Annotated in this window: 25 protein-coding genes; 1 reads left to right on the forward strand and 24 read right to left on the reverse strand. The window is 46.5% G+C overall.

The window, feature by feature from the left end; genetic code table 11:
- Positions 1–156 precede the first annotated feature (156 nt).
- The 22 genes from ffh to DESOR_RS22620 form a co-directional block, all read right to left on the reverse strand.
- Complete coding sequence (gene ffh / locus DESOR_RS22520) at positions 157–1,518, reverse strand: signal recognition particle protein (RefSeq protein WP_014186902.1); 1,362 nt, start codon at positions 1,516–1,518, stop codon at positions 157–159.
- A 42-nt stretch (positions 1,519–1,560) separates the two neighbouring features.
- Complete coding sequence (locus DESOR_RS22525; protein WP_014186903.1) at positions 1,561–1,929, reverse strand: putative DNA-binding protein; 369 nt, start codon at positions 1,927–1,929, stop codon at positions 1,561–1,563.
- A 72-nt stretch (positions 1,930–2,001) separates the two neighbouring features.
- Complete coding sequence (locus tag DESOR_RS22530) at positions 2,002–3,306, reverse strand: amidohydrolase (protein WP_014186904.1); 1,305 nt, start codon at positions 3,304–3,306, stop codon at positions 2,002–2,004.
- Between the two features lie 301 nt (positions 3,307–3,607).
- Positions 3,608–4,645 carry an S-methyl-5-thioribose-1-phosphate isomerase gene (gene mtnA / locus DESOR_RS22535; protein WP_014186905.1) on the reverse strand — a complete coding sequence of 346 codons (1,038 nt, stop codon included), beginning with the start codon at positions 4,643–4,645 and terminating at the stop codon, positions 3,608–3,610.
- A 15-nt stretch (positions 4,646–4,660) separates the two neighbouring features.
- Positions 4,661–5,443, reverse strand: coding sequence for an S-methyl-5'-thioadenosine phosphorylase (gene mtnP / locus DESOR_RS22540; protein ID WP_014186906.1), 783 nt, complete (start codon positions 5,441–5,443; stop codon positions 4,661–4,663).
- The gene (ftsY, locus tag DESOR_RS22545) at positions 5,443–6,378 is read right to left on the reverse strand and encodes a signal recognition particle-docking protein FtsY (RefSeq protein WP_014186907.1); all 936 of its coding nucleotides are present in this window, start codon (positions 6,376–6,378) and stop codon (positions 5,443–5,445) included. The genes mtnP and ftsY overlap by 1 nt, the downstream gene beginning before the upstream one ends.
- Before the next feature lie 26 nt (positions 6,379–6,404).
- Positions 6,405–10,001 carry a chromosome segregation protein SMC gene (smc, locus tag DESOR_RS22550; RefSeq protein WP_014186908.1) on the reverse strand — a complete coding sequence of 1,199 codons (3,597 nt, stop codon included), beginning with the start codon at positions 9,999–10,001 and terminating at the stop codon, positions 6,405–6,407.
- On the reverse strand, positions 9,988–10,773 hold the full coding sequence (rnc, locus tag DESOR_RS22555) for a ribonuclease III (RefSeq protein WP_014186909.1): 786 nt from the start codon (positions 10,771–10,773) through the stop codon (positions 9,988–9,990). The genes smc and rnc overlap by 14 nt, the downstream gene beginning before the upstream one ends.
- A gap of 3 nt (positions 10,774–10,776) precedes the next feature.
- Complete coding sequence (gene fabF, locus DESOR_RS22560; RefSeq protein WP_014186910.1) at positions 10,777–12,027, reverse strand: beta-ketoacyl-ACP synthase II; 1,251 nt, start codon at positions 12,025–12,027, stop codon at positions 10,777–10,779.
- A gap of 2 nt (positions 12,028–12,029) precedes the next feature.
- Entirely contained in the window at positions 12,030–12,983 is a 954-nt protein-coding gene (locus DESOR_RS22565) for an NAD(P)H-dependent flavin oxidoreductase (RefSeq protein ID WP_014186911.1), read from the reverse strand.
- A gap of 200 nt (positions 12,984–13,183) precedes the next feature.
- A complete protein-coding gene (gene acpP / locus DESOR_RS22570; protein ID WP_014186912.1) occupies positions 13,184–13,411 on the reverse strand; it encodes an acyl carrier protein in 228 nt (75 codons plus the stop codon).
- Between the two features lie 42 nt (positions 13,412–13,453).
- A complete protein-coding gene (fabG, locus tag DESOR_RS22575) occupies positions 13,454–14,197 on the reverse strand; it encodes a 3-oxoacyl-[acyl-carrier-protein] reductase (protein ID WP_014186913.1) in 744 nt (247 codons plus the stop codon).
- A 1-nt stretch (position 14,198) separates the two neighbouring features.
- On the reverse strand, positions 14,199–15,137 hold the full coding sequence (gene fabD / locus DESOR_RS22580; RefSeq protein ID WP_014186914.1) for an ACP S-malonyltransferase: 939 nt from the start codon (positions 15,135–15,137) through the stop codon (positions 14,199–14,201).
- 2 nt (positions 15,138–15,139) lie between these two features.
- Positions 15,140–16,096: an enoyl-[acyl-carrier-protein] reductase FabK gene (gene fabK, locus DESOR_RS22585; RefSeq protein ID WP_014186915.1), complete on the reverse strand. Its 957-nt coding sequence runs from the start codon at positions 16,094–16,096 to the stop codon at positions 15,140–15,142.
- Positions 16,089–17,093, reverse strand: a complete 1,005-nt coding sequence (locus DESOR_RS22590; RefSeq protein WP_014186916.1) for a beta-ketoacyl-ACP synthase III — start codon at positions 17,091–17,093, stop codon at positions 16,089–16,091. The genes fabK and DESOR_RS22590 overlap by 8 nt, the downstream gene beginning before the upstream one ends.
- 40 nt (positions 17,094–17,133) lie before the next feature.
- The gene (plsX, locus tag DESOR_RS22595; RefSeq protein ID WP_014186917.1) at positions 17,134–18,117 is read right to left on the reverse strand and encodes a phosphate acyltransferase PlsX; all 984 of its coding nucleotides are present in this window, start codon (positions 18,115–18,117) and stop codon (positions 17,134–17,136) included.
- The gene (gene fapR, locus DESOR_RS22600; protein WP_014186918.1) at positions 18,118–18,705 is read right to left on the reverse strand and encodes a transcription factor FapR; all 588 of its coding nucleotides are present in this window, start codon (positions 18,703–18,705) and stop codon (positions 18,118–18,120) included.
- Positions 18,706–19,080: 375 nt separating this feature from the next.
- On the reverse strand, positions 19,081–19,224 hold the full coding sequence (locus DESOR_RS29515; protein ID WP_158309066.1) for a hypothetical protein: 144 nt from the start codon (positions 19,222–19,224) through the stop codon (positions 19,081–19,083).
- A 257-nt stretch (positions 19,225–19,481) separates the two neighbouring features.
- Entirely contained in the window at positions 19,482–19,661 is a 180-nt protein-coding gene (gene rpmF, locus DESOR_RS22605) for a 50S ribosomal protein L32 (RefSeq protein ID WP_014186919.1), read from the reverse strand.
- Positions 19,662–19,692: 31 nt separating this feature from the next.
- A complete protein-coding gene (locus DESOR_RS22610) occupies positions 19,693–20,226 on the reverse strand; it encodes a YceD family protein (RefSeq protein ID WP_242832391.1) in 534 nt (177 codons plus the stop codon).
- A 66-nt stretch (positions 20,227–20,292) separates the two neighbouring features.
- Positions 20,293–21,483, reverse strand: a complete 1,191-nt coding sequence (locus tag DESOR_RS22615) for an acetate/propionate family kinase (RefSeq protein ID WP_014186921.1) — start codon at positions 21,481–21,483, stop codon at positions 20,293–20,295.
- Positions 21,484–21,632: 149 nt separating this feature from the next.
- On the reverse strand, positions 21,633–22,415 hold the full coding sequence (locus tag DESOR_RS22620) for a patatin-like phospholipase family protein (protein WP_014186922.1): 783 nt from the start codon (positions 22,413–22,415) through the stop codon (positions 21,633–21,635).
- A 70-nt stretch (positions 22,416–22,485) separates the two neighbouring features.
- Here DESOR_RS22620 and ylbJ point away from each other — a divergent pair, with 70 nt between their 5' ends.
- Complete coding sequence (ylbJ, locus tag DESOR_RS22625; protein WP_014186923.1) at positions 22,486–23,640, forward strand: sporulation integral membrane protein YlbJ; 1,155 nt, start codon at positions 22,486–22,488, stop codon at positions 23,638–23,640.
- 32 nt (positions 23,641–23,672) lie between these two features.
- Here the strand turns inward: ylbJ and DESOR_RS22630 are convergent, their stop codons facing one another.
- A complete protein-coding gene (locus DESOR_RS22630) occupies positions 23,673–24,167 on the reverse strand; it encodes an ATPase (protein ID WP_014186924.1) in 495 nt (164 codons plus the stop codon).
- 16 nt (positions 24,168–24,183) lie between these two features.
- Positions 24,184–24,738 (reverse strand): 16S rRNA (guanine(966)-N(2))-methyltransferase RsmD, encoded by a 555-nt coding sequence (rsmD, locus tag DESOR_RS22635; RefSeq protein ID WP_014186925.1) that lies wholly within the window; start codon positions 24,736–24,738, stop codon positions 24,184–24,186.
- Positions 24,739–24,864: the final 126 nt, after the last annotated feature.

Here is a 24,864-nt window from a genome sequence, read left to right on the forward strand (position 1 = left end):
GGTTCGAATGTCATCCATTCAATATCTCACATCGCCCATTTAGCCCCTAGATTAATTCAACTAGACTTTAAGACAGAGTCATTTAACTCGATTAAAGTAAGTTTATTATATAAACAACGCTATAAGATAGCGTGTGTCCATCATTTTCTTGCCGGCTTATACCGTTGGGAAAGGGAATTTAGGCTTCTTGCCTTTTTTGCCTTTTTTCCCGCCTCCAAACATTCCCATAGCACCAGGGTTAGAGAATTGCTTCATCATTTTTTGCATCTGTTCAAATTGCTTGATTAAGCGGCCCACATCCTGAACGGATGTCCCGCTGCCTTTGGCAATCCGCTTTTTGCGGGAGTCTTTAATAATCACCGGTTTACGGCGTTCTTCTTTCGTCATAGAGCGGATGATGGCTTCAACCCGGGCAGTATCCTTTTCATCAATTTGAACATCTTTTAATTGTTTGCCCACGCCAGGTATCATTTCTAAAATTGAAGATAAAGGACCCATCTTCTTCATTTGCTGCATTTGATCCAAGAAATCATCAAGAGTAAACTCATGTTTGCGCAGCTTTTCTTCCATTTCTTTGGCTTTTTTTTGATCAAAGGATTCCTGGGCCTTTTCAATAAGGGTCAGAACATCCCCCATCCCCAATATCCGGGAAGCCATACGATCTGGATGGAAAGCCTCGATGGCGTCCATCTTTTCTCCGATTCCAACAAATTTGATGGTACACCCGGTCACAGCCTTAATGGACAGGGCTCCGCCCCCACGGGTATCCCCATCCAGCTTGGTGAGGATAACTCCATCCAGGCCTAACTCACTGTGAAAAGACTGGGCTACATTCACAGCATCCTGACCTGTCATAGCATCCACAACCAGTAAAATCTCGTGGGGCTTGACTGCACTCTTGATCTCACGAAGTTCAGTCATTAACTCTTCATTAATATGCAAACGCCCGGCAGTGTCAATGATCACCACATCTTGCCCGTTTTGATTAGCATGCACTATACTAGCCTGGGCAATCTTGGTAGGATCCTCATGACCCATGGAAAAGACCGGAACTTTAATTTGCTCGCCTAAAACTTGCAGCTGCTTGATGGCCGCAGGGCGATAGATATCACAGGCCACGAGCAAAGGATGTTTTCCTTGCTTCTTTAACATATTTGCCAGCTTGGCAGCATGTGTTGTTTTACCTGCCCCTTGCAGCCCTAACAACAGAATCACCGTCGGCGGTTTAGAAGCAATGAGGATTTTGCCGGATGCGCCGCCCATAAGTTCGATCATTTCTTCATGAACGATCTTAATAACCTGCTGTGCCGGCGAAAGAGATTCCAGGACTTCTTGGCCAATGCATCGTTCCTTGACTTTGGCAACAAAATCCTTGACTACTTTAAAGTTAACGTCCGCTTCCAACAAGGCAACGCGCACTTCACGCATGGCCTCATTAACATCCTCTTCCTTTAACTTTCCTTTTCCTTTTAGCCGCTTAAATGTTTCTTGGAGTTTTTCGCTTAGTCCTTGAAACATGCCCGTCCTCGCTTTCTATTAGATCCACTGCCTTACTATAAATCAAAGTTCCCAAATGTTGGCAAAGACATCTTGAATCATAACGCTAATGGATTGATACCGCTTATAAACCTCAGGATTAGAAAAATCGGCTTTACTTAATCCTTGCAGCATGGTTTGCACGTCCATCAGCTTCTTGCGTTCTGTCCAAAACCTCTCAACAAGTCCTAATTTATCCTCATATTCAGAGAGGATTCTCTCTGTACGTTTAAGCAAATCATGAATAGCCTGACGACTAATATTCTCCACCTCAGCAATTTCCGTTAAGGAAAGATCCTGCTGATAATGAAGATCCCAAACATTTCTCTGCTTCTCTGTCAGAAGCGGGCCATAAAAATCGACTAAGAGAGCTCTTTGGGCAAGTTTTTCCATAAGTACCCCCTGTAAAGCGTTTTTACTTTACATCGGAATATTAGACTAAATTTTATGGTTTGTCAAGTGTTTTTACTTAACGGCCAGCTCTCCCGCTATTCGTTTTGCTCTTCTTTCTGCTTCCTGGCAGACCTTTTCTTCGTCCATGGACATGAGCTTTCTTTCTTCCATCAGGAATTTCCCATCCACCATCATGGTGCGCACATCCCCTGCATGGGCGGCATAGACCAAGTGAGCCGGAATAGAAAAGCGGGGATAGAAATGAGGCTGGTCCATATCAATGCTAATTAAGTCTGCTTTAAAACCCGGGGCCAGCATCCCGACGTTTTCCAGACCCAGGGTTTGCGCCCCGCCGATAGTCGCCATTTCCAGTACTTCATAGGCAGGGAGAGCCGTAGAATTCACATAGAGCTTTTGCAGGAAAGCCGCTGTTCGCATTTCCCCAAACATATCCAGGTTGTTGTTGCTTGATGCGCCGTCGGTACCAAGTCCGACAATAACTCCTTTGGCCCGCAATTCTGTAACCGGAGCCGTGCCGCTGTTTAATTTCATATTGCTCTCAGGATTATGGGCAACGCAGACATGCTTGCGAGCCAAAATCTCCATATCCTCAGGGGTTAAGTGTACACAATGAGCTGCCACAACATGTCCTCCAAAAAGCCCCAGGTCCTCCAGCCATTGCACAGGGGTTTTCCCGTATTGTTCTTGGAGAATCTTAATCTCATCTTGGGTTTCAGCAACGTGGATATGAATTCCTGCATTAAACCGGTCAGCCTCAGCTTTAACCTTGCGCAGGTAATCCCCGGAACAGGTGTAAGGAGCATGAGGGCCAAACATAACACTCACCCGTCCATTTCCGGCACCCTGATAGTGACGGACCAACTCGATACTTTCCTGCAAAGCCCGGTCTCCGTTAGGTCCGTTGCCAATAAGCCCCCGGGAAAGAACGGCCCGAGTCCCGGCTTGAAGGACCGCTTCGGCTACTCGGTCCATTGAAGCATACATATCCAGCATGGTCGTGGTTCCAGAGCGAATCATTTCGCAAAGGGCCAGGGATGTTCCCCAATAGATATCCTCATCCGTCAATTTATCTTCGAAGGGCCATACTTTCTCATTCAGCCAGGGCATTAAAGGCAGATCATCGGCATAACCCCTCAGCAGCGTCATAGCTGCATGGGTATGAGTATTGATTAAGCCGGGCATGACCACATCATTGGGCAATTCCAAAATGCGATCCGGCGTAAACCCTGCCGGTGCCGAACCTGACTTACCCACCGATACAATAACGTCATCCTCTATACATAGTTCCCCTTGAGGGAAAAACTCATCCCCTCCGGTCATGGGCAAAACCATAGCCCGAATTAAAATTTTAGACATTCTATCACCTCTATCAACTCAAAGTTTTCTACCTCAGTAAAATACCCCAAAAACATTCCAAAGAATTATAGACCCAAAAGACAGGACAGCTTCGTCCACAGGAGCGAACCCATTGCATGGAGAGGCGGTATAAGCCCACAAAGCGGCTGCGGGGAATGCGCAGCCTGGTTCACTCCAGGTACTACCCGGAGGTTTGGCGGAGCTCCCGCAGCCGCGAGTGGGCGAGCCTCGGAATGCTGAGGTGAGCGGATGTGGCGAAGCTGCCCGACCCAGAAGCACTCTCTTGTAATTTCGTCGATGGTTAAGACCGCACCATCAGCTTAAGCAAATTCACAGAATAAGGCGCAGACACAATCCCCTTTTCCGTAATAATTCCGGTAATATACTTAGCCGGTGTTACATCAAAGGCAGGATTATAAACCTGAACTCCCTCAGGAGCAACAGGTACTCCAAAACACTCCCGCATCTCTTTAGCCGGACGTTCTTCAATGGGAATTTCCTGACCGGTGGCAACTTTTAAATCAATGGTGGACGTGGGTGCCGCCACATAAAAAGGAATACCATGAGCGTGGGCTAAAACGGCCACGGAATAGGTTCCGATTTTGTTGGCGGTATCTCCATTAGCCGCGATTCGGTCTGCTCCGACAATTACAAGATCAACCTTCCCCTGCTGCATTAGATATCCTGCCATATTATCCGCGATTAAAGTCACGGAAATATTCTCTTCGATGAGTTCCAAAGCAGTCAGGCGAGCCCCTTGCAATAAGGGACGAGTTTCATCGGCATAAACATGAATCTTTTTCCCTGCTTCATGGGCAGCCCGAATAACCCCCAAGGCAGTCCCATATTCCACGGTAGCTAACGCTCCTGCATTACAGTGGGTAAGAATATTCGCTTTTTCCGGGATTATCTCTTTTCCCTGCTCACCAATAAGTCGATTCATGCGGCGGTCATCTTCAGCAATTCTGCCCGCCTCTTCAATCAAAACTTTACGTACATCCTCTATGTCATCCATATCCCAGCATTCGCGCAAACGGTCTTCCATCCGCCGCAGCGCCCAAAACAAGTTGACTGCCGTGGGGCGAGTCTCGGCCAATCTAGCTTGTACCCGTTCCATAAATGCGGGCAATCCGTCCAGGTCTCCTTGGTACTCTAATGCTCCTAACACAAATCCATAAGCAACAGCTGCTCCTATTGCCGGTGCTCCACGAACTTCCATGTTTTCAATAGCTTCTGCTACACTCTCATAAGACACTGCATCCCGATAGACAATCTCTGCCGGAAGTTTGCTCTGATTTAATATACGCAAAGCATCCCCGAGCCATTCGATGGATTTCAACGTCCCACCACCTCTCTAAAATTTACCGACTTCAGCATTTGCCGAGGCACATAGACATTTTTGATCAGGAGTCAATAATTCAAAGGTTGCTTGAATGAGTTGTGCAACGCGTATCTCCAGTTCCTTCATACTCTTCATAACTTCCGCATGGCTGAGGGGATGGTCAGCAATCCCTGCTGCTTCGTTGGTAACCATTCCCAAGGTGGCATAACACATACCCAGTTCCCGGGCCAAAACCACTTCAGGAACACTTGTCATCCCTACCACATCAGCACCCAGAATTCGAAACATTCGAATCTCAGCAGGAGTCTCAAAGCGAGGTCCTTCTGTACAAACATAACATGCTCTGTTCTTAACCACAAGTCCCAGATTTTTGGCAGCCTTTATAATCACCTTTTGCGCATCCCTGCAATAAGGCTCGGTTAAGTCAATATGCAATACTCCTTGTTGACCTCCGTCATAAAAAGTTTGCGGCCGATTCTTTGTAAAATCCAAAAATTGATCGATCAGCACCAGATCCCCTAACCGGTAATCTGCCGACAAGGAACCTACCGCCGCAGTGGCCAAAATTTTTCGTACCCCCAGTTCCCCCAGGGCCCAAATAATCCCCCGGTAGTTAACCAGGTGAGGAGGAACAGCATGGTTCTGCCCATGACGGCTCATAAAAACCAGCTCTTGCCCGGCGAGTTTCCCGATAACAGCCTTAACCTCTCCGTAAGGAGTTTCCACAGAGACAACACTTTGTTCTGTTAAAGAAAAATGTTCCAGTCCTGTTCCCCCGATAAGTGCATAATCGATTAGAAACTCTCCTCCTTATCCTGCTTGCCAAATAGTGCAGCTGCAAAATCCTCAGGTACAAAGGGACGTAAATCTTCCATACCTTCTCCGATCCCGATCCATTTGACAGGAATTCTGGTCTCCCCTTGAATTCCGATCACAACGCCCCCTTTGGCTGTCCCATCCAGTTTCGTTAGGACAATCCCTGTAACCCCCGCCACTTCCTGAAAAAGTTTCGCTTGTTGGAGAGCATTCTGACCTGTTGTTGCATCCAGTACCAGCAGCACCTCATGAGGTGCCCCTGGAATTTCCCGCTCCATGACTCGTTTCACTTTACGCAATTCTTCCATTAAATTAACCTTATTATGCAAGCGTCCGGCCGTATCGACAATAACCACATCCACATTCCGCGACTTAGCGGCCTGTACAGCATCATAGGCTACGGCTGCCGGGTCAGCTCCTTCCCGCTGTTTGATGACTTCTGCCCCGGACCGTTCTCCCCAAACTTCTAATTGATCAATAGCTGCCGCCCGAAAGGTATCACCGGCAGCCAATAAAACCCTTTTGCCGTCTTTTTTCAGCCAATTGGCCAGCTTGCCGATGGTGGTGGTCTTGCCTACTCCGTTAACCCCCACTACCAGGATAATACTAGGGCCCTGCTTAGCAAAGGCAATACCCGTTTCCTCTCCCAATAATTCGGCAATCAATTCCTGCAGAACCCCTGTCAGCTCATTGGGATCCGATATTTTGCGCTGTTTTACTTCTTTGCGCAGCCGCTCCACTAATTCAAAGGATGTATTAACCCCCACGTCGGAAGTGATCAGCACTTCTTCCAATTCTTCATATAACTCTTCGTCAATTTTCTTACGGCCTGTAAAAACTTCCTCGACTTTTCCCACAAAATTTTGTCGAGTTTTGGTAAGGCCTTCTTTCAACTTTGCAAAAAAACCTGCCATAGTTTACATTCCTTCCTTAATTAAGGTTAGGCGCTCTCATGATTCTCCTGCCGTCCGTCAATTTTAACTGAAAGCAGTTTGGACACTCCACATTCCTCCATGGTGATACCATATAAAATATCCGCAGCTTCCATGGTCCCTTTACGGTGAGAAACCACCACAAACTGGGTAGAGTGTGACAAACGTCGGAGATATTGCGCAAAGCGGTTAACATTAGCATCATCCAGGGAAGCCTCAATCTCATCTAAAATACAAAAGGGACTCGGCTTAACACGCAAAAGCGCAAATAAAACGGCGATGGCCGTTAAGGCTCGTTCCCCACCTGATAACAGGGATAGGAGCTGAGGTCTTTTACCGGGAGGCTGAGCGATAATCTCAACACCCGTTTCTAAAATAAGCTCAGGATTAACTAACTGCAGCTCCGCATGTCCGCCATTAAACAATTCTTTGAATACTTCCTGAAAGGCCATATTGACAGCATTAAAACTTTCAATAAACCGTTCACTCATGGTTTTATCCAATTCGGCAATCAATTGAAGCAGTGTCTGACTGGCTTCCACTAAGTCGTTTTGCTGAGTCAGCATAAATTCATTTCGTTTCAGAATTTTGGGATACTCTTCAATAGCTGCTTGATTAATTGGGCCTAATTCCTCAATCTGTTGTTTAAGGCTTTGAATTTTTGTCCAAAGTACATTTCTGTCTTCATCCGTCTGATATTCAATTCCCTCTTCCCAAGTTAAGGAAAATTCCTCTGTCAAACGGTTGAGGCCGCCCTGGCTTTCTGTTTCCCAGCGCACAACCTTGATTTCATTGGCATGAAGGCGCTGTTCAATAGTATGGGTTCCCTGGCGAATAGTATTTACTTCCTGCTCTATTTCAAGTACTCGGCTGGAGAGCTCTTCTCTGGCCTGTCTGGACTGCATCAGTGCATACTGCTGTTCCTCGTGAAGCTGGGACTGACTGACCAGCTGCTGACCAATGGATTCCCGTTCTATTTCCAGATTCCGGCGGTTTTCTTCAATAGCCGCTTTCTTTTCCTTCTTTTCCGTGAGTTTTAGCTGGTTTTCCCTGATATCTTTTTGCTGTTGTTCCAGCTGAACTTGACACTGAGCTAATTCTTGCTCCCATTTGGCAAGCTGGATTTTTTCCTGGGTAAGTTTTTCTGTCGAGGCATCAATCTGTTCCGCGACAATCTTAGCCTCAGACTCTCTTTGATTAAACTCTTCACGTAAACGAAGGGAGGTTTTTTCCGCAGCTTCCGCACGCTTGGTTAAATCTGTCAAGCGAAGAAGTAATTCCTCTTTTTGGGCTGCTGCTTCCTTATGCCGCAGGCTCAACCCCAATAAATCCCCTGTCAGCCTGCGGATCTGACTGAGAATGTTCTCGTGGGCTGCTTCCAGTTTCACCTTTTGTTCTTGAGCAGTTCTTAGCTTTGTTTGTAGCCCCTCAAGTTGTTCTTGAGCTCTTCGCAACTGTTGATCGTATTCCTGCCATTCCTTTTCTTTCTCAGTTAATTCTCTTTCCAGCTGCCCTAAGGTACTGCGCAAAGTCTCAATCTCTCTGGTCCTGGCCAGGAGGTTTCCGCCTTTACGCTGAATACTCCCCCCGCTCAGAGAACCCCCGGGATTAACCTGATCTCCTTCCAAAGTCACGATACGCAGCTTATAACCCGAAGCCCGGGCAATCCGAGTCGCAGCATCCATATCCTTAACAATAACAATCCGGCCCAGAAGAAATTCCATTGCCGGTCGATAAGTATCAGCATAGTGGACAAGATCCACAGCCAGCCCCACATAGCCCTTATCCGTTTCAACAGCTCGGCTCACAGACATCCGGTAACCTTGAATCACATCGAGAGGCAAAAAAGTTACCCTGCCCAACTGGTGGGACTTCAAATAGGCTATAGCACTTTTTGCCGCCTCTTCATTATCGGCAACAACATTTTGCATGCCTGCGCCCAAAGCTGTTTCTATGGCAAGTTCATATTTTTCTTCCACGTTAATGAGATCTGCAACGGTTCCACAGAGGCCTTGGCATTGTTGGATGCCCTTTTTCTTGGCCTTCATTACTTCCCGAACCCCGCGCTGATAGCCTTCCAAGGAATCCTCCAGGGACTGGAGGGCATGGAGACGCGCCTTGGACTGGTCTGTAGTAGTTTTATGTTTTTGCAGGTCATGAGCCTTCTCTTGGCGCAAGTTTCTTAGTTTATCCAGTTCAGCTTTTAACCTTTGCTCTTCTTGCCGGTCCTGTTGAATTTCCCCGGCAAGTTCCCGCAGCCCCAGCTCCTCACCTTGACTGGTTGCGAGGAGGGATCTATGCTCTTCCTCTTTTAGAGCCTGTTCTTCTTCTAGGCGAGAAAGCTGTTGTTCCGCTGAAGCCAGGGCCTGGCGAGCTCCCGTCAATTCATTGGAACAATTGGCCTGCTCCGTTAATGCTTGGAAAAGATCCCCTTTAATGCGCTCTATATCCTTAGCCAGGGTGTTTTCTCTTATTTCAGCTAAACTCTTCTCCTGAACAGAAACTTTGTGCTGAGCTTCCTGAACCGTCTGCTTTAAAACAGCTTGTTTAGCAGCCAGGGTCTGAGTTTGCTCCTGTAAGTAGTTAACTTTCCCTTCATCGTTTAAAATTTCTTGACCCAAACCTGCGGCTTGTTCATTTAAATAATTAAAGCGCTCATTGCGAAGACTTTGTTCGTGGCGCAGAGAATTTAGGGCCTGTTCCCCTAGATAGACTTTTTCTTGTTTTTGCTGTATTTCATTTTCCAAAGTTTGAAGTTCATTTTTAAGCTTTAAGCTCTGGGTTTCTTTGAGTCCTAAAACAGCCTGAGACTCTGCCAGGTTGGCCTGCAGGACTTCTTGATCCTGAGCAGCTTTCGATAACTTGTGTTTAATATCCGTAATATCTTTGACAACACCTTGAATTTCAAGGTGCTTTTGCTCACGAGAAAGGGCCAGGCTCTGTTCGGCCACTTGGGCTTGGGCAGCCAGAGGAGCTATTTGTCCCTCTATTTCTTGTATAATATCTTCAATCCGCTGGAGATTCAAGTTTGTTGCATCCAGACGTTTTAATGCCTCACGTTTTCTGGAACGATACTTGGTTATCCCCGCTGCCTCTTCAATAAGTGATCGGCGTTCTTCGGATTTTAAGGTTAAGATTTCCTCAACCCGCCCCTGCCCAATGATCGAAAATCCTTCTTTTCCGGCTCCCGTATCCATAAATAATTCTTGAACATCTTTGAGACGGCAAGCCGCTTTATTAATTAAATATTGTCCTTCCCCATCGCGATAAACCCTGCGGGTAATAGTAACTTCTCTAAAGTCCAAAGGAAATATTCCTGTGGAATTATCAAAAATCAAGGATACTTCGGCCATTCCCACCGGTCGGCGCTGTGTGCTTCCGGAAAAAATAACATCTTCCATTTTCGTTCCCCGGAGACTTTTGGCGCTTTGTTCCCCTAAAACCCAGCGCACGGCATCGGCAATATTACTTTTGCCGCTGCCATTAGGACCAACAATGACACTTAATCCTTGCCCCAGCTCTAATTTAACAGAATCTGCGAACGACTTAAATCCCTGAATATGAATTCCCTTTAAGAAGATGGGGAATTTCTCAGGTTGATTCATCGTTCTCCCTCCCCCATTGGTCTAAAACTTCCTTGGCTGCATGCTGTTCCGCTTCTTTTTTGGTCCGGCCTATACCTTTACCCATTAACTCCCCTTCAATAAAGACCCCTGCCGTAAAGGATTTGTTATGATCCGGTCCTTCTTCCAACAAAATCTGATAGCTGACCTCTTTTTCTTCCCTCTGAGCTTTCTCCTGCAGCACGGTTTTATAATCACCATAATTTCCTTTGGCAACTTCCTCAATAGCAGGTTTCAGCAATTCCAGAATCACTCTTCTGGCCTCTTGAAACCCATATTGCAGGTAGATGGCGCCGATCACCGCTTCCCACGCGTCCGCCAGAATGGAGGGACGTTCACGGCCCCCTGACACCAGCTCCCCTTTGCCTAGTAAAAGCTCCTGGCCCAACTCAATTTCATGAGCCTTGCGAGCCAGAGTTGTTTCATTGACCACGGCTGCCCGCATCTTAGTAAGCTCTCCTTCAGGGCGATCCGGGTAATTTAAATACAGATATTCCGCAATCACAAAATCTAAAATGGCATCTCCTAAAAACTCCAGCCGCTGATTATTCTCTTTGCCAAACTGGGGATTTTCAAACACATAGGATGGATGAGTCAAAGCTGTGGTAAACAACCGGTTGGGCGGAATATCCAACTCCAAACGTTTTGCCAATTTTACGCCGGGTTCAAGTTTTAAAGAAGTCAAGGCGAATTTTTTTCGCCCTGACCTCCCTTTTTTACTGTTACCCGGTATACGGGATTTTTTTTCAGCCATCACTTAGATCTCCTTATCGTTAGCCAATTTCTTCAAAACGATGGTGGCATTATGTCCACCAAAGCCTAAGGAATTGGACATAGCTACATTGACCTCTTGCTGGCGGGAATTATTGGGAACATAGTCGAGATCACAATCGGGATCCGGTTCACCATAATTAATGGTAGCGGGAACTGCTCCCCGTTGAATAGCCAAAGCACAGATGATGGCTTCAATGGCCCCAGCCGCACCCATTAAGTGACCGGTCATGGATTTTGTGGAACTGATAGCTACCTTATAAGCATGATCTCCCAGCAAACTCTTAACTGCAACCGTTTCGGTTACGTCATTAGGGCCGGTGCCTGTACCGTGGGCATTAATATAATCCACACTATCCGTACTTACTCCCGCATCCTTTAAAGCCAGACTCATAGAGCGAATAGCCCCTGAACCGCCGGGAATAGGAGTAGTGATATGATAGGCGTCCGACGTGCTGCCATAGCCCGCCAATTCTGCATAAACGTGAGCTCCCCGGGCCTTAGCATGCTCTAAAGACTCCAGCACCAGAACTCCAGCCCCTTCCCCCATTACAAAACCGCTGCGCCGTTTATCAAAGGGGCGGCAGGCTTGATCAAACAATTCACTTTCCGTGGACATGGCTTTCATGGAGCAGAAACCGGCAAAGGCCAGCTTGGTTATGGGGGCTTCAGTTCCTCCACAGAGTACCACATCCGCTTCCCCATGCTGAATCATCCTCAAAGCTTCGCCAATGGCATTGGTGGCTGAGGCACAAGCCGTTACTACAGTCATGCTGGAGCCCTGCAAGCCAAATTCTATGGATATATGACCGGCTGCCATGTTGCCGATGAGCATGGGAACAAAAAACGGGCTGACCCTGCTGCTCCCTTTGCTCATTAACACTTCTTTCTGATCTTCAAAGGATGTCACGCCGCCGATTCCGCAGCCCATGACGGTGCCTATGCGTTCCTTATCCTCCTGATCCAAATCCAGCTTTGCATCTTGTACCGCTATCTTAGCTGCCGCTATGGCAAATTGAGAAAAGCGGTCCATGTGGCGGCTTTCCTTTTTGCTCATCCAATTCGTCGGCTCAAAGTCTTTAACTTCCGCAGCCACTTTTGTCGGCAGATCCGTTGTATCAAAGCGGGTTAATAAACCGATTCCCGACTTGCCTGCTATTAAATTATTCCAAAATTCATCCAGGTTATTTCCTAAGGGAGAGATCAAGCCCATCCCTGTTATAACTGCACGCTGCACACCTATTCCTCCTTAACGCTGAGTATACCTTTTTTTATATCTTCAAAAATCTCATGGACGGATAATATTTTTTTGATCTTATGAACTTTAGCTCCCGAGAAAATCAGACCATCTTTAACATTTCCTTCCTGAGCCATGACTAAACGATCCATGATGCAGAAGTTTCCCGCACAGTTTTTCAGGCAGCCCCTACAATCCGTGGGACTAACATCCACATTTTCTTCCAGGGCCACTATAAAGGGATTTCTGATTCCTCTCCCCGGCAATCCCACCGGACTGTGAACGAAGACAACATCCTTTTCTTCAGCCTTTAACATAGCCTTTTTCCATTCAAGGGCGGCACTGCTCTCCTCACTTAAGGCAAAGCGGGTACCCATTTGCACTCCGTCAGCCCCCAGTTTCAGGATTTCCGCGGCGCTTTCCCCGTCCACAGCTCCGCCGGCCCCAATGACAGGGATACTGACGGCAGCAACTACTTCAGGCAGAATATCTTTAATGGAACGATCCGTCCCTAAATGCCCGCCGGCCTCTGTTCCTTCCACGATGACAGCTGCCGCACCAAGCTTTTGGGATAATTTCGCAAGTTTGGCCGAGGAAACAATGGGTACAACGGGAATATTCTTTTCTTTGCCCCAGGTAAACATATCCCGGGAAAAACCTGCTCCGGAAACCAAAAGATCAATCTTCTCTTCAAAGGCAGCATGAACCAGCTGAGCAAACTCACGAACAGCGAACATAACATTAACGCCGATAATTCCTTTAGTCCGACGCCTGGCTTCGCGAATTTCCGCCTTCAATTCTTCTACAGACAGACCGCTGCCTGCAATGATTCCGATACCGCCTTCTTCCGCTACCGCTGCAGCGAGAGGCGCCATGGATATTCTTACGGCCATTCCGCCTTGTATGACAGGAATTTTAGCCACTAAATCAGCAATACGAAGCTCGGGTATTTTCACAATCTTTCCCCCTGTTCAAATTCTGCCCCTATCTTTCTGAGCAAACAGAGCCTTAGACAATTTATAATAAACTCCCCCTACTCGAGGTTCGATGTTCGTAGTTCGAATTCGAAGGGAACATCGACGAATCAGGAAATAATCCTAGGGAGAGAAAATCTCTTAAAAGAAAGTCCCGCATTGTATACGGGACCTTGACCTGTTTATTTGTTTTCGTTGATGTAGTTGACTGCATCTCCAACTGTTCTGATTTTTTCTGCTTCCTCATCAGGAATATCCAAGTCGAATGCCTCTTCCAGAGCCATAATCAATTCAACGATATCCAAAGAATCTGCATTTAAATCTTCAAAAGAGGTTTCCGGGGTGATAGTGGACTCATCAACCCCCAGTTGTTCGACGACGATGGCTTTTACCTTTTCAAAAACTCCCATGCTACTACTTCACCTCCTCTCAAAACCTATGCTTTTAGGGTCTTACATTGCCATACCCCCATCAACACTTAAGGTTTGTCCTGTTATATAGGATGCTTCCGGGGACACAAGGAACCGAACTGCTTTAGCGACATCTTCAGGCTGGCCTATCCGCCCAAGTGGAATTCCTTTGAGAATTTCACTTTGCGTCCCTTCTGGTAATGTCCCCGTCATATCTGTAAAAATATACCCCGGTGCAACGGCATTGACTCGAATTCCACGCGAGGCAAATTCTTTCGCAACTGACTTCGTAAAACCAATGATTCCTGCTTTTGCTGCCGCATAATTGGCTTGCCCTGCATTTCCTGAAAGACCTACTACCGACGATATATTGATAATAACCCCTGAACGCTGTTTAAGCATACCCTTGCTGACGGCTTTGGTACAAAGAAAAACTCCTTTTAAATTGGTAGCCATGACAGTATCCCAATCCGTTTCCTTCATTCTCAGCAGCAGCGTATCTCTTGTGATCCCAGCATTATTGACCAGAATGTCAATCTTGCCGAAATGGTCCAGGGTCGTACTAATCAGGCGGTCAACATCTTCTTGCCGGCTCACATCAGCCTGTACGGCTATGCTTTCACCGCCTGCTTCACGAATCAAGGCTGCAGTTTCTTCGGCTTTATCCGAACTGCCGGCATAGTTGATGACCACTTTTACCCCTGCAGCCGCTAATTCCAAAGCTATAGCCCGTCCAATCCCCCGGGCACTGCCTGTAACAACGGCCACGCTATCTTTCAGCATCATTTTAACGACTCTCCTTCAAATATGCAAGTGACTTTTCCAGGGAAGCTTTGTCTTCCACTCGGAGGAGATGGGCATCCGGAGCAATCTTCTTGATCAAACCTGTTAAGACCTTGCCGGGGCCGCATTCCACAAAGGTGTCCACCCCTAATTCCAGGAGACGGCGCAGGGATTGTTCCCAAAGGACTGCACCGCTCACCTGGCTGACTAGGGATTGAATGATATCCTCCGAACGAAGGACTTCCTTAGCATCCACATTAGCGATAATAGGGCAGCAGGGAGGGTGCCAGGATACTCCTTCTAAAACCCTGCGCAGCTCTTCTCCCATACTTTCCATCATAGGTGAATGAAAGGGGCCGCTCACATTAAGTGGAACAGCACGCTTGGCTCCTAACTCCTTGGCCAGCATGACAGCCTGATCAACAGCCGGCTTTTCTCCTGAAATAACCACCTGGCCAGGGCAATTATAGTTAGCCGGTCCTACGATACCTTGCTCTGAAGCCCTGCGGCAAGCTTCTTCTACCAGATCTGAGGCCAGTCCCAGGATGGCGGCCATCCCCCCTTCGCCGTTGGGGACCGCTGCCTGCATCAGTTCTCCCCTGGACCTGACCACTTGCAAAGCATCGGCAAAGTCTATGCTGCCCGCAGCCACATGGGCAGAGTACTCTCCCAAACTATGACCGGCTACATAGTCCGGCTCAATACCTGCTTCTTTAAGGAGCTGCCAGGCCACTACGCTAACCAGCAAGATGCCCGGCTGTGTATTAACCGTCTTTTGCAGTTCTTCTTCCGGTCCTTCTTCGATTAAAGCAATTAATTCACTTCCCAGAATGTCTCGTGCTGTTTCACGGGCTCTCTCGCCAATGGGTGTCTGGAAGAGCTCTTTGCCCATTCCCACGTACTGCGATCCTTGCCCGGGAAATACAAAGGCAAGTTTAGCCAAGTTCAGGCCCTCCCCTCTCTGAACCGGGCAGAGAGACGCTCATATTCCTGTTCAGCTGATTGCATAACATCCTGAATAATCTGGGCTGCAGGTTCAATACGTCGAACCGCACCGGCGACTTGACCCGACATAATAGAACCGTTCTCCACATCACCTTCAACCATAGCCAGACGTAATTTGCCGACACCCAGTTTCTCTAGTTCTTCTGCCGGCATTCCTTCCCGTTCATGCTGGTCCATTTCCCGGGTAAAAGGATTTTCCAGGCAGCGAACAGGATGCCCTGTGGAACGTCCTGTGACCACAGTAGAGCGGTCCTTGGCTTTAAGAATTTTGTCTTTAACAAGCTGGGCGATAGTGCATTCCTCAGCACACATAAAGCGTGTTCCCATTTGTACTCCCTCAGCTCCTAAAGCCAGGGCTGCTACGAGACCCCGCCCATCCACGATTCCCCCTGCAGCGATGACAGGAATATTCACAGCATCTACAACTTGGGGAACCAAGGGCAGTGTCCCAATCTCACCAACGTGCCCTCCCGACTCCATTCCTTCGGCAATCAGGGCATCAACTCCCACTTTCTCCAGCCGTTTAGCTAAGGCAACAGAAGCAACAACAGGAATGACTTTTGTGCCCACCTCTTTGAGCATTGGCACGTATTTGCCGGGGTTTCCGGCCCCTGTCGTAATCACCGGGACTCGTTCTTCCAGAATAACCTGCATCACTTCCTCAACAAAGGGAGACATCAGCATGACATTGACTCCGAAGGGTTTTTGGGTTATCGCTTTGACTTTATGGATTTCTTGTCTTAACCAATCTGCCGGAGCTTGTCCTGAACCAATAATACCCAGACTCCCGCCTTCTGAGACGGCGGCCACCAGTTCCCCAGTGGAAACCCAGGCCATTCCCCCTTGAAAAATAGGATATTCAATTCCGATTAATTCACATAGTCTTGTTTTAATCATCCATCTTGCCTACTTTCGTCCATTTCAAAACACACGCTCCCCAAGTAAGTCCTGTCCCAAATCCAACCATCACAATAATATCCCCCTCCTTAATACGTCCCGCTTTGAATGATTCATCTAAAGCTACCGGTATCGAGGCCGCCGACATATTTCCATATTTATCTAAATTAACTATGACTTTGTCAGGAGAAATACCCAATCGTTTAACAGCCGCATCGACAATTCGAATGTTGGCTTGATGAGGGACTAGCAGGTCTATATCTTCTTTGCTTAAACCAGCTTTCTCAAGGACCTTAACAGAAGCGTCACCCATTACGCGCACGGCAAATTTATAGACTTCCTTGCCCTCCATTTGAAGAGTGTGCAGGTTTTTTTCAACAGTTTCCAGACTAGCGGGGCACTTAGACCCTCCTGCAGGCTGGCTGAGCAAAAGGCCTCCGGAACCATCGGAACCTAATTCAAAACCCAAGAAGCCGTAACCATCCTCAACAGGCTGCAAAACTGCCGCACCTGCGCCATCTCCAAAAAGAATACAGGTAGACCGATCCGACCAGTTTAATACCTTACTCAAAGCTTCGCCGCCGATAACCAGTACGGTTTTATATAAGCCTGTAGCGACAAACTGACTGCCCGTAGCCACTCCATAAATGAAGCCGCTGCATCCCGCTTCCAGATCAAAACTGGCAGCATTTCTGGCTCCCAATCGATCTGCCACAAGACAAGCCGTAGCCGGGAAAGCGTAATCGGGAGTAACCGTAGCCACAATGACCAGATCCACTTCCTCAGGAGCAATCTGGGCGTCTGCCAGGGCCTTTAAACCCGCTTGATAGCATAAATCCGAAACAGACATCTCTTTAGACGCAATATGACGCTGTTTGATCCCTGTTCGTGAGATAATCCATTCGTCACTGGTATCCAAAAATTCTTCAAAATCCTTGTTCGTCATAACAGTTTCAGGAACATATGATCCTATCCCTACAATTCCCACACTACGCATCAATCGCAGTCCTCTTTTCTCATTAATGATCGAGCCCATCTTATTTTGGCAGATCCTCACGAATCTGTTCAATCAAGCGCACTTGCACGCATTCTCCAGCGACACGGATGCCATTAAAAATAGCTTTGGCCTTTGAACTTCCGTGACAGATGATGCTTATACCATTAACGCCAAGCAAAGGGGCCCCCCCATACTCCGCATAGTCCATCATCTGAGCGATCTCCTTCAGGCCCGGCTTAACAGCAAGAGCCCCCAATCTGCGCACGGTATTAGAAGTAATCTTTTCCTTTATTTGCTGAAACAATACCCCTGCCAGGCCTTCAGCCATTTTTAAGAGGATATTTCCTGCAAAACCATCACATACAATGACATCGGCTTTGCCCTGGGGAACATCTCGTCCTTCTACATTGCCGATAAAATTGACAGGACTTGCTTTCAGCAAAGGATAAGCCTTCTGGGTCAGCTCATTGCCTTTTCCTTCTTCACTTCCCACATTCAGCAGGCCAACACGGGGATTAGCGATTCCTAAAATTTTCCCGGCATAGATACTGCCCATTTGCCCGTACTGGCAAAGCTGTTCCGGGGTGGCATCCATATTAGCCCCTACATCAAGGATAAGTTTTCCTCCTTCCGGAGTGGGCAGTACTGTAACAATAGCCGGCCGTTCAATGCCTTTTATACGTCCCAATCCTAACAGAGCTGCCGCCATTTGAGCTCCCGTGCTCCCCGCACTTACAACCGCATCTGCCTCACCCTGCTTCACCAGACGGGTGGCAACAACAATGGAGGCGTCTTTTTTCTTACGAACTGCATTGGCGGGATGTTCATCCATGGCGATGACCTCAGTCGCTTCATAAAAGGATAGGTTTTGAGGTAATGAATTTGTCAAAAAGGGTTGCATTTTCTCTTTACTGCCAACCAAGATCAGCTGCAGATCAGGACTTTTTTCTGAAGCCATCAGCGCACCTTTGACGATCTCCTCCGGAGCGTAATCCCCTCCCATTGCATCCACTGCAATTTTCATCTACTCCATCTCCTTTTTCTTTGCTCCCTCAACATCTTTAAAGCCAAAAAGGATCCAATTTCCGTGCAGCACTTCCTCAGCCCCAACCTTGGCGGAGATCTCCACCCAATACTTATTTTTCTTTCGTTTGAGAACCGTCCCTCGAGCAACAGAAACTTCTCCTAAGTGAACAGGTCTCAGAAATTTCATATCCACGCTTCCCGTCAAAGCTATTTTAGCATCTACTAAAGCAATGGCTAGAGAATTGGCTTGAGCAAACAAATAGTGGCCCCGCGCCACTTGAGCTTTGCTCAGAACCATACTTTCATCAATAGACAGCTTTGAACAAGCTCTTTCTCCAATCACAAGCTCCAGGAGCTCACCTATCAGTTCCTGATCGTCTAAGGACTTTAGCCTTGAATAAGCCTCTTGGGCTACTGCCCGGGTTCGTTCCCGCAGTTCGGGAATTCCCATCTCCCCACGGTCTAGACGGATCGTTGAGACACTCACCTTAAACCGTTCTGAGAGCTCTTCATCCGTAAAAAAGGGATTCTTGGCAAGGGCATCTTCCAAAATTCTTCGACGTTCTTCTTTACTGTATCGAGCCATCTAATCACCATTTCTACCTTGCATTCTCTCAAAGTCGAGATAATCCATAACGTTTAACCATTTGTAAGTTTGATCCGATCAACAACCGAACTGCTCTTACCCTTGTTTTTGTCCTTGCAGACAAGGCCAAGGCAGAAAATTGTTACCTGGTCACAATTATAAACTATCTTTAGCTGCTTATCAAGAAATAAGCTTGTCGAATCCTCGTATACCCTTGTCACTGCGGAAGAAGCCGGCACCAGCAGATGATGAAAAATAGTGCTCCTGAGGTCGGGCAGTTTCGCTACATCCGTGCAAGTAAGTTAATTCGTGCGAAGACAGTGTCTTCGTACCGCAGCATTCCGAGGCTCGCCCACTCACGGCTGCGGGAGCCCTTCAGCGGATAAGTATTCTTTGGAGATAGCCGCTTCGGCGAAAATGTCCACCGGACACTTTCGTGCCAAACCTCTGGGTAGTACCTGATGTTAACCATGGCTTCGCAATCCCCGCAGCCGCTTGTGGGCTTAACCGCCTCTCCATGCAATGGGTTCGCTTCTGTAGACGAAGCTGCCCTTGCTTTCAGGTCACAGTATAGCAGTATGTAGTAGTTATAAGATTCGTCAGCGCTGACGAATTTGCTTCATTAGACTAAAGGGTCGGACAATTGGACAGTTCTTCTGGTTTGGGCAAACCTCTCTGCCGCTGCCGCGGCACCGGCAGACAATAAAAAGAGAACTCTCCCCTCAAAAGAGCAAGGAGTTCTTCATTGAGAAGAACTCCTTGCTCTTTGCCAACCCTTAGGATTCCATAGTAATAATTGCTTTAGAATTATAGTACCCACAGCTTGGGCAAATATAATGAGGCAATTTTGGTTTATGGCATTGGGGGCATTCGATGTGGTTTGGTGCAGTAAGTTTCCACATAGCCCGACGTTTACGAACTCTTGATTTTGATTGTCGATGTTGCGGAACACCCATAATTACACCCCCTTTATGTTTTCAGAAATAATCAGTTATTGGATTGCCACTTGGCCAGTGCTGCTAACCGGGGGTCTATGACTCCTTCCCCACATGAGCATGGGGTTAGATTTCTATTCGCACCACAGTTTGGGCATAGCCCTTGACATTCTACTGAACAAATAAACTTCATCGGCAAAGCTAACACAATGTGTTCAAGAATACGATCCTTAATATCGATCTCATCTTTGTCTAAAAGGAGCGCTGTTTCCAAAAGGTCCTCGGATGCTAATGACCGAAAGGCCCATTCATCTTCATAAGGAAGATCCAAGGTGTAGATAAAGGGCTCCAGACACCGTCCACAGGTTGCTTTAAGTTCTGTTTGAATCCTGCCTTTGACAAGCATTGCTCGATTGGTGTTGTTCACCTGAAGTTGCACGTGTACAGGTGCTTGAAAGGAGAGCGCGTCAATACCCAAATCGAAGGCTGAAAAATCTTCTACTAAATCATAGTGGACCGTTTCTCCTCCATTCAGACGAACCTGTGCTACATTCACTTTCATATTACCACCCCAATACACATTCATTATTATAGTTGGCACATTTTTCTTTGTCAAGGAAAACTCTTTACAGAGAATAACCACCTTAGCTCATTAAATTAGATCTTGGGTTTCTAAGGCAATCATCAATTCTTCATTTGTAGGAATGACTAATACCCGACAACGGGCATCCGGTTTGGAAACATCAACTTCTTCACTTCGGACCTTGTTCTTCTCTCGATCCAGATCTACCCCGATATACTCTAAATTTTTACAGATCGCTTCTCTCATGCTGGCAGAGTTTTCGCCAACTCCTGCTGTGAAAATGATTCCGTCAACTCCACCCAAAACAGCGGCGTAGGATCCGATAAATTGACGGACATCGTGTTCAAAAATATCTAAGGCAAGCCTTGCCCGGACATTTCCTTGTCCGGCAGCTACTTCAATATCTCTAAAGTCGCTGCTGACCCCTGAAACTCCCAGAGCGCCACATTTGGTATTTAAAAAGTCATTCATTTGATCAACTGTAAAATTTTCCCTACACATGATATACGTAACAATGGCCGGATCCAATTGACCCGAACGGGTTCCCATCATAAGTCCATCCAATGGAGTAAAGCCCATGGATGTTTCTATGGATTTACCGCCTCGGATGGCACAAATAGATGCTCCATTACCCAAGTGGCAGCTGATAAGCTTCAGATCGCCGAGTGGCTTCTGAAGAAGTACTGCCGCCCGTTGACTTACATATTTATGAGATGTTCCGTGGAAGCCGTATTTTCTAATTCCATATTTTTTATAAAACTCGTAGGGCAAGCCGTAGATATAGCTGTTTGGCTGCATTGTTTGATGAAAAGCTGTGTCAAAGACCGCCACTTGGGGGACTCCTGGCATCATTTTTTGACAAGCGATAATCCCAGCAATATTGGGCGGATTATGGAGAGGTGCTAACTCGACACATTCCTTGAGAGCTACCATGACTTCATCATCAATGAGAACAGACTTCGAAAATTTCTCTCCCCCGTGAACTACTCGATGTCCTATCCCATAAATTTCTTTCAAATCTTTGATGGCACCATATTCAGGAGAAACCAAGGCTTCCAGCACCAGTTTGATAGCGATGGTGTGATTTGGTATTTCAGCCTGAATGACCTCTTTTTCTCCGGACCCTGTACGATGAGTAAGCACCGATCCAGAAAGTCCGATTCGCTCTACCAAGCCTTTTCCAATTGCATTCTTGGTTACCATGTCAATAACTTGATATTTCAGCGAAGAGCTCCCACAATTTATTACTAGAATCTTCATTTTCTATACCCCTTTATAATTTTACCGGCTCAAGAAGTTTTATTAGTATTAGTAAACTATAGTCTTCCCCGAAAAAACGTATTTTTCACTTAGTTGAGGGAGGCATTTCTTTCCACGGCTTTGTTTCATTTATGAGTGTAGCACAAAATTTATGGTTTTTTAACCCCTAACTCCATTATTCTCTTAATCTCAGAACATTTCGTCAATGCAAGGCTTCGGCCAAGTTGTATCCCTTCCTCGGCACGATCAAACTGCAAGCTGCCAATATGTCCAATATCCGGCTGCAATAACAAATCCGCCCCACAACAATTAGCCTTAAATACTTCATCTTCAAGAATTTCAATCGATTGCAGCAAAATATCTAAGGCACTGTTAAGTCTATTCTGAAAGCCTTTTTTAACATCAACGGCGAAAACAAGGTCTGCCCCCATCTCCCGGGCAATATGTATCGGCAAACGATTTTTCACGGCTCCATCCACGAGCAGGCGCCCTTGATAACGATAGGGTTTGAAAAACCCCGGAATAGAAATGCTTGCCCGAACGGCCTGAGCTACGCTTCCTTCATGAAATACCACGAGTTCCCCGGTTTCAATATCCGTTGCTACGACAGCTAGGGGAACTTTAAGATCTGCAAAGGTCATATCTTTCGTTAAGAGGCGAATGACTTCAAAAATTCTATCACCTTTAATCAACCCTTCTTTCGACACAGCAGGGTCTAATATTTTCTTAGCAAACCCCGGATAAGTCAACAGCCGCTGGACGCGATAAAGATCTATCCCCGCACACCACAAAGCTCCGAATATAGCACCTGCACTACATCCTACCACCAGGTCTACACTCATCGCCTCTTCATTAAGGACTTGCAGAAATCCTAAGTGGGCAAATCCTCTTGCACCTCCCGCTCCCAAAACAAGCCCTCTCTTTGGATTCATTATTTTTCCTCCCAACGACTTCTATGGTTCGGCGTCTTTCCATATAAATTATGAAAGAAGGTGAGGTTTCATGTCCAACATTGCCCGTATCCTGGCTTTAAGCCTGCTGGCTCTGGGTATGTTTATCTATCCCCAGGAAGTGCTAAGTTCTGCAGGCGGAGGATTAACTTTATGGTGGCGTTTTGTCCTGCCGGCATTATTGCCTTTTTTTATTCTTTCCGAACTATTAATGGCCTCTGGATTTGTTCATTTTCTCGGTGTTCTGTTAGAATCCTTCATGCGTCCTATTTTTCGGCTCCCCGGTAAAGCAGCCTTTGTCGTCGCCATGGGTTATACTTCAGGGTTCCCCATGGGAGCCGTACTAACCGCTCGTTTACGCAGCGAGAAAGACCTTACCCAGGAGGAAGGAGAACGTTTATTGGCCTTTACTAATAATCCCAGCCCCGGATTCATGTTCGGCGCCGTTGCTTCCGGCATGTTAGGAAAACCTGCCCTGGGTATCCTCCTGGCCAGTTCTGTTTATCTAGCTAATTTAATGGTTGGATTCCTCTTCCGATTTTACAAAGCGGAACAAAAAAGTCAACAGAGTTTTACTCCGCCGTCATTAAAACGTGCTTGGCTGGAAATGAGAAAAGCCCAAAACCAAGACCAGCGCACCTTAGGGCAAATCCTGGGCGACGCAGTCAGGCAAAGTACTAATACGGTACTGATGGTCGCCGGTTTCATGGCCTTTTTTTCTGTCATACTTCGTTTATTAAATCAATGGAATATTACTTTATTCTTAGCAGCTTTCAGTCATCGTATGATTCCTGAGATTCAAGTTCCTGTTTTTCAAGCTTTATTCAACGGTCTTTTTGAAATGACCTTGGGTTGCCAGGAAGCTATCCAATCCCTCACTTTTCTCAACCAGCAAATCGCTCTTCTCACTCTGCTTATGGGCTGGGGCGGACTTTCTGTTTTTGCCCAAGTGGCTGGATTAATCAGCAGTACAGACTTGCGTTTCTCTTCCTTTGTTATTGCCAGAACCCTTCATGCCTTCATTGCTCTTAGCTTAAGCCAATTCTTACTCACAGTAACTAAGATTCCCACCTCAAACCTGGCAATTCCAATCCCAGATTCATCCATCCTTTTTTGGAATACATGGCATTTGAGTTCTATGGTATTTTTGGGTTGTATGTCTCTACTGATTCTTTTCAGCATGGTCCGTGTTCGCAAGCTGCGTTGAATACCATTAGTTTAAAGGAAAAAGAGTGAGGTTTACTCACTCTCATCACTGTTTGATTTACCGGCTCGCTCTTCTCGAACCAGAGATTTTAATTCTTCACGATTTTTTCGCAGGGATTGAAGGGTATCATACAAGCTTTGTTCAACATGCTGAAGCATCTCATCAGCATATTGCACCGCCCCGGTTTTTACTTCCCGTGCAAAGGTTTGTGCTTGTATGACGATGTTTTCTCCATATTCTTGGGCCTGTTTAACAACTTCATTTTCCATAGCCATTTTATCAATATAGGTTTTCCCCTGATCCATTAGCTTTTGAGCCTCAGCTTGTGCTTCATCGAGAATGCGCTGACGTTCTTTTAAGACCCACTGAGCGTTCGTTATTTCTTCAGGCAAGGAGGCACGCACGCGATCAAGCAGTTCGAAGAGTACAGCATCATCCACTAAAACCTTTCCAGTCATAGGAATTTTTGTTCCGTGATCAATTATTTCTTCTACTTCATTGAGTAAACTCTGAATATCACTTTCCACTTCTATCCTCTCCTCGTCATACATCCATTCTCTGTAGGTACCAAACTTTGGTGTCACCATATTCCCCTGTCTTGCGAATCTCAAAGGGGTACATATCACCTGCTGCTAAATCTTCATCTTTAGCAGTTTCGGCAATGATCACTCCATCGGGGGTTAAATAAGAATATCCCTTCAAGGCTTCAATAATCTTTGGAATTAGCTCTTGTCGATAAGGAGGGTCCAAAAAAATAAGATCAAACACTTTATCAGGATTTTTATGTATGAACTTAAAAGCATCCATCAAAAGAAGTTTAGACTTTTGACAAACCCCCAGCACTTCCAAATTCTTTTTTATTGTTTGATAGGCAGCAAAATTCTTTTCAACCAAAACCGCTTCCGAAGAACCACGCGAGAGTGCTTCAATGGCTAAATTCCCTGTTCCGGCAAAAAGATCCAAAACCCGAGAATTTAAGACTTTCTCTCCTAATACATTGAAAATCGCACCTTTTACTTTATCCGACGTTGGGCGGGTATGTATTCCTTCTACGGCCTTAAGTTGGCGGCCACGCAAATCTCCAGCAATAATTCGCATTAAATCCTCCAATTATCTGTGGCAGCGCATAGTACATGAGCCTTTATATAGTATACCACAGCGAATGCCAAATTCCTCTATTCCTTGTATATCGTTTTACTTTTTGTCATATACTAGACTTGGCAA

Origin of the sequence: Desulfosporosinus orientis DSM 765, from assembly GCF_000235605.1 — a bacterium.
In the GTDB taxonomy this organism is placed as follows: domain Bacteria; phylum Bacillota; class Desulfitobacteriia; order Desulfitobacteriales; family Desulfitobacteriaceae; genus Desulfosporosinus; species Desulfosporosinus orientis.

Coding starts and splice junctions, on each gene's coding strand:
- fapR (WP_014186918.1), bottom strand. CDS start 18,705: ATGGCTCGATACAGTAAAGAAGAACGTCGAAGAATTTTGGAAGATGCC.
- DESOR_RS22525 (WP_014186903.1), bottom strand. CDS start 1,929: ATGGAAAAACTTGCCCAAAGAGCTCTCTTAGTCGATTTTTATGGCCCG.
- rnc (WP_014186909.1), bottom strand. CDS start 10,773: ATGGCTGAAAAAAAATCCCGTATACCGGGTAACAGTAAAAAAGGGAGG.
- ftsY (WP_014186907.1), bottom strand. CDS start 6,378: ATGGCAGGTTTTTTTGCAAAGTTGAAAGAAGGCCTTACCAAAACTCGA.
- rsmD (WP_014186925.1), bottom strand. CDS start 24,738: ATGCGAATTATTGCTGGAGATTTGCGTGGCCGCCAACTTAAGGCCGTA.
- fabK (WP_014186915.1), bottom strand. CDS start 16,096: ATGATTAAAACAAGACTATGTGAATTAATCGGAATTGAATATCCTATT.
- acpP (WP_014186912.1), bottom strand. CDS start 13,411: ATGGGAGTTTTTGAAAAGGTAAAAGCCATCGTCGTCGAACAACTGGGG.
- DESOR_RS22530 (WP_014186904.1), bottom strand. CDS start 3,306: ATGTCTAAAATTTTAATTCGGGCTATGGTTTTGCCCATGACCGGAGGG.
- DESOR_RS22615 (WP_014186921.1), bottom strand. CDS start 21,483: ATGAAGATTCTAGTAATAAATTGTGGGAGCTCTTCGCTGAAATATCAA.
- DESOR_RS22590 (WP_014186916.1), bottom strand. CDS start 17,093: ATGCGTAGTGTGGGAATTGTAGGGATAGGATCATATGTTCCTGAAACT.
- plsX (WP_014186917.1), bottom strand. CDS start 18,117: ATGAAAATTGCAGTGGATGCAATGGGAGGGGATTACGCTCCGGAGGAG.
- rpmF (WP_014186919.1), bottom strand. CDS start 19,661: ATGGGTGTTCCGCAACATCGACAATCAAAATCAAGAGTTCGTAAACGT.
- ylbJ (WP_014186923.1), top strand. CDS start 22,486: ATGTCCAACATTGCCCGTATCCTGGCTTTAAGCCTGCTGGCTCTGGGT.
- smc (WP_014186908.1), bottom strand. CDS start 10,001: ATGAATCAACCTGAGAAATTCCCCATCTTCTTAAAGGGAATTCATATT.
- DESOR_RS22610 (WP_242832391.1), bottom strand. CDS start 20,226: ATGAATGTGTATTGGGGTGGTAATATGAAAGTGAATGTAGCACAGGTT.
- DESOR_RS22620 (WP_014186922.1), bottom strand. CDS start 22,415: ATGAATCCAAAGAGAGGGCTTGTTTTGGGAGCGGGAGGTGCAAGAGGA.
- ffh (WP_014186902.1), bottom strand. CDS start 1,518: ATGTTTCAAGGACTAAGCGAAAAACTCCAAGAAACATTTAAGCGGCTA.
- fabG (WP_014186913.1), bottom strand. CDS start 14,197: ATGATGCTGAAAGATAGCGTGGCCGTTGTTACAGGCAGTGCCCGGGGG.
- DESOR_RS29515 (WP_158309066.1), bottom strand. CDS start 19,224: ATGGAGAGGCGGTTAAGCCCACAAGCGGCTGCGGGGATTGCGAAGCCA.